The organism is Anaerosporobacter mobilis DSM 15930 (assembly GCF_900142955.1).
Taxonomy (GTDB): Bacteria; Bacillota; Clostridia; order Lachnospirales; family Lachnospiraceae; genus Anaerosporobacter; species Anaerosporobacter mobilis.
Genome location: NZ_FRCP01000008.1, coordinates 59,556 through 71,204, shown reverse-complemented (window position 1 = coordinate 71,204; position 11,649 = coordinate 59,556). Strand labels below are relative to the sequence as shown.

Here is an 11,649-nt window from a genome sequence, read left to right as displayed (position 1 = left end):
AGAAAAACAGCCATGAAATCTGCAACTCATAGAGTTTATAAGACAGAGCTGACCAGAGAATATGATTCGTCTGGTCAAGCTTTCGTCATTCTTATAAATGCATTAGCAATCATGGGAATTATTACCCCCATAAGCTCCTAGATCCTCTTTTAAAAAATGAGACTTGGCTATTTGCAAATCATTAATACGGTAACCCTTTGTTTTTAGGATTGCAAATTTGAAATCAAGTAGAGCAGCAGGGACATTTAAAATGCTTGCTGTTTCAAAAAAGGTATATTCATTTAATGTTTCTAGAACGCTTTTGTCTTCGAGTAGAAGCTCAGCTGCAAATAGATTTGCTTCGTATTCCATAGGCTTATCAGCTCTTTTTTCCAATACTTCCAATTCCTGAAAGCCAGACATCATGGCAATTTCTTTGTGAAGCATACCGTGTCCTAACTCGTGGGCAATCAGTATTGGACGAAATAGTTCCATGATATTCTCATCAATTACGATATTATTAATGCGTGATTGATAGAAGTAGTAGGCTTTCAGTCTCTGATGTAAATCTATATAGTGCAATTTATAGTCCAGGACTTTACAGATAACAAAGGGATCTCGGCTACCTGCTTTCTTGACCAGAGCATCTACCACATTAACAATGTAATCAATTGTCATTTGGTATCACTTCCTTCAAAAATATTTTGGCATTTAGCTATTATAACAGTAGCAAAAATGCTGTCCTATTAAACGGACTCGTCGATCGGCGGCTTCGTTTTTTTCTTTCTGGAGAATTTTTCAGATGCTTCCTTCTTGGATGAAATATATACTTGCATTAAAGATTGCATAAATATCTCTTTGGCATCATCATCAAGATCGCCACCAGCGAAAAGTGCTCCAGCACGGTCTAACACATCTTTTGCCTCTTTTGCACCCTTGTAACCGAATTTGTCTTTGACAGTATCGAGAAAGTCTTCATTCTCGATATTTTTTTGCTTATCAGCTTCTTCATCATCTACCAGATAAGATACAGATACACTTAGCGCATCTGCCAGTTTCTTGATATTACTTTTTCTTGGGAGTGTATTTAGCTGCTCATAGGTATAGAGTGAACGTTCAGAAATACCTGTTATTGCTGCAAGCTCCGTCTGGGATAGATTTTTTAATAGTCTTGCCTCTTTTACTTTTTCACCAAAAGTCATGTTACTACCTACTTTCTAGGAAGAAAAATTTTATTCTTATAACTTCCGATTAACTATTGACAAACTTCTTTAAAATGATATAATCATGTTTGTTAGGTAACTTCTGATTAATCATATATCAGAACTTCCGAATTGTCAATAAAAAGTTCTGATTATGTATTTTGAAACTTCTGAAAGAAACGAGATGATGAGCGATGGGCAAACGAGTCATATTGCATTCAGATATTAACGCATGTTATGCGACAATAGAACATTTGCATCGTCCAGAGCTGAATGGAAAACCTTTGGCTGTAGGCGGAGACCCCGAAGCAAGACATGGTATAGTCTTAACCGCAGATTATATAGCTAAAAAATACGGTGTGAAAACAGGTATGGCACTTTGGCAGGCGAAGCAGGTTTGCCCAGAACTCAACATTGTTTCACCTAGAATGGATTTGTATTTGCGATTTTCCAGAATGGCTCATGAAATATATGGAGAATACACGGATCTTCAAGAACCCTATGGAGTGGATGAATCATGGTTGGATGTGACCGCTAGTAGTTCGTTAAAAGGTGATGGATACAAGATAGCAAAAGAAATTAGCAATCGTATGAAATCAGAGTTGGGCATAACCGTAAGTATTGGAGTATCCTTTAACAAGATTTTTGCAAAACTTGGTTCTGATTATAAGAAACCAGATGCCATTACAACTATGTATGAAGATGAATTCAAGAGCAAAGCTTGGGAACTTCCTGCATCTGATCTTTTATATGTAGGACGGAGTACCAATCAGAAGTTAGCTCGATTTGGAATCAAGACAATTGGAGACTTAGCACAAACAGACGAACATTTGTTAATGTCACAGCTTGGCAAGATGGGTGGTATTCTCTGGGCATTTGCGAATGGCTATGATGACTCACCGGTAAAAATGGAACATACACATGCACCAATAAAGTCTATTGGAAATAGTACTACGACACCAAGGGATTTAGAGACTGATGAGGATGTAAAAATTGTTCTTTATATTTTAGCAGAGAGCGTATCCGCAAGGCTTCGAGAAAATGGGTTTAAGTGCAGGGTGATTGAAATAAGTGTGAGGGATAATGAGCTTTATTCATTTACCAGACAGCATAAGATTGATCATGCCACGAGTATTACTGGTGAGATTGCAAGCGAAGCGTATCGGATATTCATAGAAAATTACGACTGGCGAAAACCAATCAGAAGTGTAGGAGTCCGAGGAGCAGATCTTGTCAACGACAATTATTGGGAACAGATAGATTTATTTTCAAGTGTAGAGCAAAGAGAAAAACAGATGAAATTGGATGATGCAGTAGATACCATTAGGCGAAGATTTGGATTCTATAGTGTTCAAAGAGGTCTTATGTACCGTGATAAGATTCTCTCTTCTGTGAATGCAAAAGAGGATCATACGACACATCCAATTGGTTATTTTGGGTAAAAGGAGGCATTTAAATATGGCTTATATGAGATATGATTTAAACGATAAACAGAATAAAATCTATGACTTCTTATGTGATTTTCTGAAAGCCCATGGTTTTCCGCCTACTGTCAGAGAAATTGCAGAAATGGCGGGACTTGCCTCGGCATCTAGTGCACATAATTATTTAAAGCAATTAGAAGAAAAGGGATATATTCGCCGAGTAGAAGGAAGTCCAAGAGCTATTGAAATAATGTGAGGAGGTGGTTGTAGTATGGAGATTGTAAAGGTATATGTGGATGTTACTGCTGAGTTTTCCAAAGAAGGTGTATTAACACCAAAAAGTTTTATATGGAAAGATGGCAGCGTATATGAAATTCAGCGTGTAAAAGATATGCGTCGAGCTGCCAGTATGAAGGCAGGTGGTGTAGGAATTAGATATACATGTGTTGTTGATGGTAGAGAAAGTTATCTTTTTTATGAGGATAACAATCTCTGGTTTGTAGAAGGGAAAACCGGAGCCTGATTATGTGTGGTGACATGTAATCAGTTGGCTTCGAAGATCAGCATATGGTTGGGGCATATTAGACAGGTATGCAACGGAACTCCCACCAGATAAGCTTGCAAAGGTGATTCCCTTTTCCTTTCAAGTACAAAATGTTACTGATGATTTTGTATTGTAAAGGAGCAGACTGAATGATGAGAGAATTAAAACAAATTGAATTTTATTGTAAGAAATGTAGAAAAAGTATGAAAATGGCATATTTACTTACGGGTAATGATGATGAACCTGTTTTAACAGGGATTATTATCAGATGCCATACAAATAGATGTACCAGAGTTATGGTACTAAAAAAGTACACAGAGGGAATGCTGATTGCCCGAGCAGATAATGAAGGGAAAGTATATATCTAAAAAAAAATCAGAGCAAAGTTAACATCAGATATAGTAATTGCTATGTAACAAAGACAATTTAATGAAGGCCTCATGATATGGGAGACGTATTGAATTACGGCAAGGCTGATGCTTGCTAAGACGGACTCACCGTGGACGCATGGGAAAGAAACCAGTTTAAGGACTGGACTTTCTCATGCGTCCTTTTTTGTTGCAAAAAATTTCATAGTAGTAGGAGTAATTTTCCATCCTTAAACGTTTAACGAGCCATACAAACGAAAGGATGGATTTTATTATGTTTAAAAAGAATTATGATGCAGTAGAATTTGGAAAGAGATTAAGAACAGCGAGAAAAAATGCAGGTATGACACAGGAACAGCTTGCAGAAGAATTGATACTGTCTGTGGATAGTATATCGAGAATCGAAAATGGAAAGGTGATGTGTATGCCAGAACATTTAGTTCATATTTGCGAAATTTTGAATGTAACATCAGATTATCTTTATTTTGGTGAGACTAAGAAAATATGCGAGGAGATGAATTCTTTAAGTAACATTGATGCAATGCTTGTGGGTTGTAATTTAGATAAAATAAGAAGGGTAGAGCAGATGGTGGCTTTATTTCTGGGTAGATAAAGAGTCCCTGCTATATATCACAGGGACCCTTGTGGAATGATGTTATTTTGCTTGGGATAATTTAAGTAATTTGGCTGTTAAGGATTTTATATTGTTGACGCTGATTTTTGCTGTAAATATACCATGAGATATATTGATATAGACATACTCATGATCTATTTTGACATCAACTTCCTTAATGTTGATTTCTAATAGTGTATTCATGAAAAACACCTCCTTCTATAAAAGGGGATGTAATTTTCGCGAATCCATTATGAATTAGTCATGTTTGTGCTTGTCACGTTCTCGTTGCTTTCTCTTTGCCATAAGCATGGCACATCGGGTAGAGCAGTATATCTTTCTGGAATTACCAATGCCTACATCGAAGAAGCTATTGCAAGTTGGGTTAGCACATTTTTTCACTTGTGTATTTGGCGCAAATGAAACCGAGAGTTCCATGTACATTGCCTCTAATAAAGATGTAATTTTCCAGTCTGATGTTAATTGGTCATTTTCAAATCTTAATTCAGGAGTAATTAGCATGGTTTGAGAGTTGAAGTGATCTGCAAGGCATGTGACAGCAGCATGTTGTAACATAAGGTCTGTAATTCCACAGGAATTCAATAAATCTTTAGATATATTTTCAGAATAGTATAATTCAGACAAACTGTCATTAGATGAAATGGAAACAACCTTTAGTAGATTAGTCATAATATCATGATAATTCTGCCAAGTGCAATTATTCATATATTTGTATGCTTCGAGTTTTAGAGGAAGTTGGAGCCAACGATTTGTTTTGTCTTCGTATACAAATTTTGTTAAGTCATCAAGAAGATGATTTAACTCTGGCAAGTACACATCTTTTAATTCAAATAGGCATGGCTGATCAATAAGATAATAGCTACTCAGATATTTGTAAAATAAATTGTTAAAGCATTCGGTTTCATTAGTACCCGGTTCAGGTGTCTTATATGTATAACATAATAATAGTGGCAGAAGGCAGTTAATAAGTTCGACAGGATCATTAGTATCAAGAGCAGCTTTTAATCCAATAAGTCTATGCATAGTTATTACTTCATCAATAAACATATCGAGATTTACTTCATCAGGTGCAAAATTAGGTACAGCTTCTGAAAAGATAGATTTATATGTTTTCATAAAAATATAGTTGTTGGTTTGATTTGCAAGTAAACGGTTAGAGAATAGTAATCCATATTGATTACAGAATTGAATGATTTGTTTAATATCATTTGTATCAATAGCTTGAAATTCATAGGCGATTGAGCCTTCTTCATATGAATTTTGGGAATATAGTTTTTTTAGATTACCTGGATATAATGCTGTAATTATTTTATTTGAGGAATTCAACTTATGATTTGCTGGCATTTCCTTTATGGCATACATGCCAACTATATTGCTGAACGAAAATCCTTTGTTTACAACCATTTCTTCACATCCTTTCATTTTGTCATATAAAAAAGTATATGTTCATATGACAAGTACCATTGTATCATAGAATTAACATAAAGAGAATTATAGAACATAAATCAACGAAGCCATTAATTTGTGTAAAAACGAGCTACGATCAAAAATAACACTGGGTGTGTTTGAATTAAAAAAAAGAGTCTGAAATGCTTTATATGAGCACGTTTAGAACACGCGAAAACACACGTAATAGAGCGTTAAAATCGCTGAATAACGATTGACCGTTATAATACATGATTGTATGATTGTTACATAAGAAAACGTATGACGGAGGAAACAGCTATGAACAAAATTGATATATATGTAAAGAATATGGCGTTATTCATTAACAAGAAGATCAAGGAAAATGGAATTGGACCTGCAGAACTTGCAAACCAAACAGGTCTTTCAATTTATGAAGTAAGAAATATGCGAGAGGGAAAATTGAAGAAGATTAACATGCAAAATGTTTTTAGAATAGCGAGATATTTTGGATGTGAAGTAGAAACAATTCTTGGAAGTAAATCATTACCAGAAGAACTTCGTGCTGATTATCAGCTTGTTGAATATGAAGAACCATTCTATAGCTATTACGGAGACCGAGTATTTGGAATAAGAGATTATTTTTTGAAAAAATACGATGAACAATATGAACAGTGTGTAATTGGTACGATTCACTCGTTTGTTAGTGCACACAAATTGGCCACGGGATATTTTGCAGAAGATATAGACAGAGAAAAAACAAGGCTATTGACCACGGAGCTAATCGAAAATGAGTATCAAGAATATATAATCGACCAATTCATTGCTGAAAAAAAATCTTCAAAAGCTAAAGAAACAAATATAGATGAAAAGAAATCCACGGCAGTAAAAATAGGTGAGAACCTAAGGGTGATACGAGAGTATCGAAAGATATCAAAAGAAAAGCTATCTGAGAAAACAAATATTTCTACAGATGTTTTATATAGGATAGAAAAAGGAATGAACAAAAAAATCAATTATGAGCAGTTAATAAAGATTTCTACTGCGTGTTTGTGTACATTGGATTTTTTACTTGGTAAATCTTATGATCCAGTATCTGATGGAAATGGAGAGGATGTGTTCTATGGATTAAATAAAACATTCATACAGAGACATGTTGAATTAGGACATGACATGGCATACGTTGCACTATATATGGATGAGCAATCCAAAACTTTAGTAAAAGGTATAATTGATAATCTTAACCTTATGTATAAACAAAAAGTAATGACTGATTCATTGAATAGAAAATCGCTTTCGCTGGCAGAGGTGTATGTTCGTGAGCAAGCGGCATTTAGAGAGGGACATCCTAAAAGAGGATATTCGATAAGAAAACGAGAATATGATGTTTAAAAAAAATTACCTATACAAAGACTGTATTCACAAACAGAATTGCTGATCTGTATAAGATAAAATTGAAGCAAAAAAATAGTCAAAGGAAGGAGGTGTTGGCAGAAATGGAAGAAGTTTATAATGCTATTGAATTTGGAAAAAGATTGCGGATGATCCGCAAGAAACGTAAATACACACAAGAACAGATAGCTGAGAAACTATACATAACCAGTGAAAGCGTCTCAAATTTTGAAACAGGAAAGACCGCATGTGCACATGAGCATGTAACAAAACTTTGTCAGATTTTGAATGTTTCTGCCGACTACCTCTATTTTGGAGTTGAAAAAGAATTAAATGAAGAAAAGCCTTCAGAATTAGATCAGATAATAAATAGAATTAAAAACTGCAATGACTTTGATTTGAATAGAATAAACTGTATGATTCAAATTTTATTAAAGCAACCAGCTGCCTAAACCCCGAATATCATTCGGGGTTTTTCTATGCAACTCCGAATACCATTCCGTTAATTTATCTTCTTGTATCAGCTACAATTTATACATGGTCAGCAAGACCTAAACCACGAGAGTGGATGCGCAGAAGCTCTCCTAATCAAACAACAGAATAGGAGAAAAAACAATGGAACAGAAGATTTTTAGAATGAATAATGAACAGCAGGTAGAGGGAAAAGAAACAAGAGTACCGAAGGGACAGGGAGTTATCTTCATTAAGACTCGTATGTCAGACAACAAGATTCATGATTTGGTGTCGGAAATGAAAGCTGTAGCAGAGGAAACAAATGTGGATGTAGTCGATGTTATTGTAGATGAATTTGCAAGCCACGATATAGACCGTGACGATATAAGCAGATTGTCCGAGTGGATGGAGAATTCAAGAGTTGGAATTATCTTTGTGAAATCTATTACGGATATTACAGATGATGATGAAGATCTGGAAAAGTTCATTGAAAGAGCAATGTATTTTGACATGATCATCGTGGATTTTACAAACCATGTAATCATCGCACCATATGTACCAGAAGGCGATGTAGAGTAATGAAAGAAAAGGTTGTTAGCTGCTGGGGGTATCCCCTGGCACTCAGTCGATGCAATTTCATAAATACAGAATGGGGAACTGTTGTGTACAGTCAATGCGGTGATTTCCTTGGTAGATATGAAACGGAATCGGCAGCATATGAAGAAGTAAAAGCAATGATAGAAGAAAGAGCGAAGACTGGAGGTCTGATTGGATATGCTGAAAAAATATAACGGATATGAAATTGGACCGAATCTTCGTAAGATTCGTAAAGATAAAAAGCTGTCCTTGTATCAGGTATGTGAAATAACCGGATTAAGTGATTCTAGCATTAAGCAAATAGAACAGGGCGGCAGAGGACTAAGCATGAGGACTTTATATCTTCTGATGTCTGTTTATCAGTGTGATGCAAATACACTGCTTAATATAGAAGTAAAAGAATCAAATACGGATAAAAAAGAAGGATCAATAGATAGCAAACTGGAAGAATTACCATCTGAACAGCAAGACTATTTCAGACACACATTTGAATTTATGATTGACCAGGCAGCAATGCTTGTATCGTAGGAGGTAAAATCATGGGAATAAGAAATCCGAGAAAAAAGAAAAGGGAGTTTATAGCTCTTTTATCTACAACGGGTTCTTTGGCAGAAACTGAGAAAAAAGAAGAAAAACAGGAACGTTACATTAGAAATTTTGTGAAAACCCAAGACATAGAAATTGTTGGAGTTGTTCGAAGAAATGGATTGGGGCAGGCAGATTTGAACCGCCAGTTTGAAAAGATAACACAACTGATTCGTCAAAAAAGAGCAGAAGGAGTCATTGTGGTAAATATGATGGCAATTTCAACTGACATTCCAGATGCATATTACAAAGTAGGAAAAATTATTGATGCAGGTGGCATTATTATGACTGTTGATGAAGGAAATCTAGGTATGGGAGTAAAAACATTAAGGAGGCTGAAGAAAGATGAGCAAAAACTACAAAAAGAAATATAAGCAATATAAAAGAGGGCAGGTTGTTTATGTAGATTTTGGATGGAAACCAGAAGGAGTGCAATGCTTTATACGTCCAGCAGTAATTGTATCATCCAACCAAAGTAATCACAATAATGGACCGCAGATAACAGTATGTCCATTGAGTTCAAAATTAAAGGATCTTGATGTACATGTGCAAATTCATCCTTTAGATGTAGGGGGATTACATTTGCAGAAGATATCAGACTTTATTCCGGAGGATATTCAGACTGTTCCAAAGTCATTCGTGAGAGGAAACATAGGAAATATTACGGTAGCATCAGGAGTAATGCATAAAATTGATCGAGCATTAATTAAGCAGCTGGGGTTAACAGGTATCGTGCAGAGAATGATAAGGGAGGCATTGGAATATGCAAAAAAAGATGAAAGATAAAAGATTTGTCAGATATGCAGAGGGTGCAGAAATGTATTCGATGAGTTTGTCTAAATTTCAGCAATTGGCAAAGGATGCACAGGCTTGTTATAAAGTAAATCAACTGGTTCTAGTGAATTTGGATATAATAGATGAATACTTAGAGACGTTTCATATAGTAGATGTTGACTTCTATAAATAGGAAGAAACAGGTGTCGGACCAGATTATGCGGAAGAATGGCAATAATCTGGTCCATTTAATAAGGATATAAAATAATAGGAAAGAGTTTGCAATATAGTGGTTGACTTTTGGTAAGACCAATATTATAATCAAAATAGGTTGTGAAGGAGGTAAAACATGGCAAGAACTGGTAGACCCAAAGTAGATAAGCCGATAAATCGGAGTGTCACAGTAAAGTTCAAAGAAGAAGAATATCAGCTTATGCTTGAATATACCCAAAGTCACAACATATCCATATCGCAATTAATACGAATTGGTGTTGAAATGCAGATTATCAAATCAACCCAGAAGTAGTGCAGGCTCTTTTCTCCAGAAAGGAGAAAGTATGGCTTGTAGAAAAGACGGAAAAGGAAGAGTTTTAAGAAAAGGAGAGCATTACCGAAAGACAGATGGTAGATACTCGTACATTTATACAGATCCATTAGGAAAGCAGCACACGATATATGCAAAATCATTAGTTACTCTACGTCAAAAAGAGGAGTCATTAATCAAAGACCAGATGGATGGGTTAAATGTATATGTTGCAGGTAACGCTGACGTGAACTTCTTATTTGACAGATATATATCAACAAAGTCAGAATTAAGGAGTTCAACTTATTCAAATTATTTGTATACTTGGAATCATTTTATCCGTGATACCTTTGGGAAAAAGAAAGTCAAAGAAGTAAAATATTCAGATGTATTATTCTTTTACAGTGACTTGATTAATAAACAGGGATTACAGATAAACACGTTGGAAAACATCAATACAGTATTAAGACCCTCATTTCAATTGGCAGTAAGAGATGACATTATCAGAAAGAATCCGATTGATGGAGCTTATGCAGAGGTAAAGAAAAGAAATGGTGGTTCAAGGAAGAGAAAAAGAGCATTAACGGTAGAGCAGCAGAGAGCATTTATAAATTATGTTGCAGAGAATCCATTCTTTTATAAGTGGTATCCGTTTTTTACTTTCTTGCTTGGTACTGGGTGTCGAATTGGAGAAGCGATTGGAATTCGCTGGGATGATGTTGATTTAGAAAAGCGTTTGATTGATATCAATCATAGCCTGACTTATTATCAGAGAGCAGATGATTCCTTCAAATGTGAGTTTCGAGTTTCTCAGCCAAAGACAGAAGCAGGTATAAGGACTATTCCGATGATGAAACAAGTATATGATGTGCTCAAAGATGAATACGAACGTCAGGAAGTGGAAGGGTTTTGTGTGGCAAATGTAGATGGTATGACAAATTTTATATTTACGAATAGATTTGAAACACCACACAATCCAGCAGCTGTTAATCGTGCAATTAAAAGAATTGTAGATGCTCATAATGCAGAGGAAGAAGTAAAGGCAAAGAAGGAAAAAAGAGAGCCGGTTATGATACCAAGATTCTCTTGTCATATATTCCGCCATACATTTGCTTCAAGATTTTGCGAGAATGAAACTAATGTAAAAGTTATACAGGAAGTTATGGGGCATGCTGATGTGTCAACTACGATGAATATTTACGCAGAAGTAAATCAGGATGTTACAAGAGCTTCGTTAGAAAAGTTATCAAAGAACATGGATGTATTTTAGAAAAGAGTCCTCTATTAGAGAATTCTAAATAATTCTTTGACTAAAAAAATATCAAAAGACCAATACTTGACCAAAAAGCACCACAATTTGACCTGTTTATTAACACGTATCTACAGAGCATTTGGGAAGAGTTTAAAGGAATATAAATGAATTTACATGGCTTACAGTTTGGAACAAAAAAATTCCCAACGATGAAAAATTTGGATAAATAATTAAATATAGTAAGGACACCTTTCTAAGATTTATTTAGAAAGGTGTCCTTTTTTACTTACATTTTGCCCCGTTTGGTGAATAGATAGAGAATAATGTATATGAATATATTAACAAAAAATGCTTGCGTTTAGGTTTCGATGATGTATAATATATAAATATGTGTTATACATGATAGCGTTATATTTCTAGAGGGATCGTTATTAATTTCAATATAGAAAAGGGAGTTATCACATTAATTATGCAAAGAAGATTTAGGTTCCTACTAATGAAATAGTAAGAGTTATAGT

The 11,649-nt window shown here is 35.1% G+C and carries 19 protein-coding genes; 15 read left to right on the top strand and 4 right to left on the bottom strand.

Translation table 11 applies throughout. The annotated features are described in order from the left end of the window. Nucleotides 1-102 precede the first annotated feature (102 nt). Together BUB90_RS06870 and BUB90_RS06865 are read right to left on the bottom strand one after the other, a co-directional pair. Nucleotides 103-657 (bottom strand): ImmA/IrrE family metallo-endopeptidase, encoded by a 555-nt coding sequence (locus BUB90_RS06870; protein WP_073285169.1) that lies wholly within the window; start codon nt 655-657, stop codon nt 103-105. 68 nt (nt 658-725) lie between these two features. After that, on the bottom strand, nt 726-1,181 hold the full coding sequence (locus BUB90_RS06865) for a helix-turn-helix domain-containing protein (protein ID WP_073285166.1): 456 nt from the start codon (nt 1,179-1,181) through the stop codon (nt 726-728). 194 nt (nt 1,182-1,375) lie between these two features. Between BUB90_RS06865 and dinB the strand changes: the two genes are divergently transcribed. From dinB to BUB90_RS06840, 5 genes are all read left to right on the top strand, one after another. Further along, nucleotides 1,376-2,623, top strand: coding sequence for a DNA polymerase IV (dinB, locus tag BUB90_RS06860; protein WP_073285162.1), 1,248 nt, complete (start codon nt 1,376-1,378; stop codon nt 2,621-2,623). 16 nt (nt 2,624-2,639) lie between these two features. Beyond that, nucleotides 2,640-2,861: a LexA family protein gene (locus BUB90_RS06855; protein ID WP_242952493.1), complete on the top strand. Its 222-nt coding sequence runs from the start codon at nt 2,640-2,642 to the stop codon at nt 2,859-2,861. Nucleotides 2,862-2,876: 15 nt separating this feature from the next. Beyond that, nucleotides 2,877-3,128 carry a hypothetical protein gene (locus BUB90_RS06850; protein ID WP_073285159.1) on the top strand — a complete coding sequence of 84 codons (252 nt, stop codon included), beginning with the start codon at nt 2,877-2,879 and terminating at the stop codon, nt 3,126-3,128. Nucleotides 3,129-3,298: 170 nt separating this feature from the next. Continuing rightward, nucleotides 3,299-3,517, top strand: a complete 219-nt coding sequence (locus BUB90_RS06845; protein WP_073285155.1) for a hypothetical protein — start codon at nt 3,299-3,301, stop codon at nt 3,515-3,517. A gap of 274 nt (nt 3,518-3,791) precedes the next feature. Further along, entirely contained in the window at nt 3,792-4,130 is a 339-nt protein-coding gene (locus BUB90_RS06840; RefSeq protein WP_073285151.1) for a helix-turn-helix domain-containing protein, read from the top strand. Nucleotides 4,131-4,172: 42 nt separating this feature from the next. On the opposite strand, the gene BUB90_RS23435 is transcribed toward BUB90_RS06840, so the two are convergent. Next, complete coding sequence (locus BUB90_RS23435) at nt 4,173-4,334, bottom strand: hypothetical protein (RefSeq protein WP_170865451.1); 162 nt, start codon at nt 4,332-4,334, stop codon at nt 4,173-4,175. Nucleotides 4,335-4,388: 54 nt separating this feature from the next. Then, on the bottom strand, nt 4,389-5,555 hold the full coding sequence (locus BUB90_RS06835; protein ID WP_073285147.1) for a CGNR zinc finger domain-containing protein: 1,167 nt from the start codon (nt 5,553-5,555) through the stop codon (nt 4,389-4,391). Nucleotides 5,556-5,876: 321 nt separating this feature from the next. Here BUB90_RS06835 and BUB90_RS06830 point away from each other — a divergent pair, with 321 nt between their 5' ends. From BUB90_RS06830 to BUB90_RS06785, 10 genes are all read left to right on the top strand, one after another. Then, on the top strand, nt 5,877-6,947 hold the full coding sequence (locus BUB90_RS06830) for a helix-turn-helix transcriptional regulator (RefSeq protein ID WP_073285144.1): 1,071 nt from the start codon (nt 5,877-5,879) through the stop codon (nt 6,945-6,947). Nucleotides 6,948-7,051: 104 nt separating this feature from the next. Continuing rightward, nucleotides 7,052-7,399, top strand: coding sequence for a helix-turn-helix domain-containing protein (locus BUB90_RS06825; RefSeq protein ID WP_073285141.1), 348 nt, complete (start codon nt 7,052-7,054; stop codon nt 7,397-7,399). Between the two features lie 163 nt (nt 7,400-7,562). Next, nucleotides 7,563-7,979 (top strand): hypothetical protein, encoded by a 417-nt coding sequence (locus BUB90_RS06820; protein WP_073285137.1) that lies wholly within the window; start codon nt 7,563-7,565, stop codon nt 7,977-7,979. Beyond that, a complete protein-coding gene (locus BUB90_RS06815; RefSeq protein ID WP_073285133.1) occupies nt 7,979-8,191 on the top strand; it encodes a hypothetical protein in 213 nt (70 codons plus the stop codon). The genes BUB90_RS06820 and BUB90_RS06815 overlap by 1 nt, the downstream gene beginning before the upstream one ends. Beyond that, nucleotides 8,175-8,525, top strand: coding sequence for a helix-turn-helix domain-containing protein (locus BUB90_RS06810; protein WP_073285130.1), 351 nt, complete (start codon nt 8,175-8,177; stop codon nt 8,523-8,525). The genes BUB90_RS06815 and BUB90_RS06810 overlap by 17 nt, the downstream gene beginning before the upstream one ends. An 11-nt stretch (nt 8,526-8,536) precedes the next feature. Beyond that, entirely contained in the window at nt 8,537-8,956 is a 420-nt protein-coding gene (locus BUB90_RS06805; protein ID WP_073285125.1) for a hypothetical protein, read from the top strand. Continuing rightward, nucleotides 8,928-9,368, top strand: coding sequence for a type II toxin-antitoxin system PemK/MazF family toxin (locus BUB90_RS06800; protein ID WP_073285122.1), 441 nt, complete (start codon nt 8,928-8,930; stop codon nt 9,366-9,368). The genes BUB90_RS06805 and BUB90_RS06800 overlap by 29 nt, the downstream gene beginning before the upstream one ends. After that, nucleotides 9,346-9,549, top strand: a complete 204-nt coding sequence (locus tag BUB90_RS06795) for a DUF6462 family protein (RefSeq protein WP_073285119.1) — start codon at nt 9,346-9,348, stop codon at nt 9,547-9,549. The genes BUB90_RS06800 and BUB90_RS06795 overlap by 23 nt, the downstream gene beginning before the upstream one ends. A gap of 156 nt (nt 9,550-9,705) precedes the next feature. Beyond that, nucleotides 9,706-9,882, top strand: coding sequence for a CopG family transcriptional regulator (locus BUB90_RS06790; protein ID WP_073285116.1), 177 nt, complete (start codon nt 9,706-9,708; stop codon nt 9,880-9,882). 31 nt (nt 9,883-9,913) lie between these two features. Then, nucleotides 9,914-11,149, top strand: coding sequence for a tyrosine-type recombinase/integrase (locus tag BUB90_RS06785; protein WP_073285113.1), 1,236 nt, complete (start codon nt 9,914-9,916; stop codon nt 11,147-11,149). The last annotated feature ends 500 nt before the right edge of the window (nt 11,150-11,649 follow it).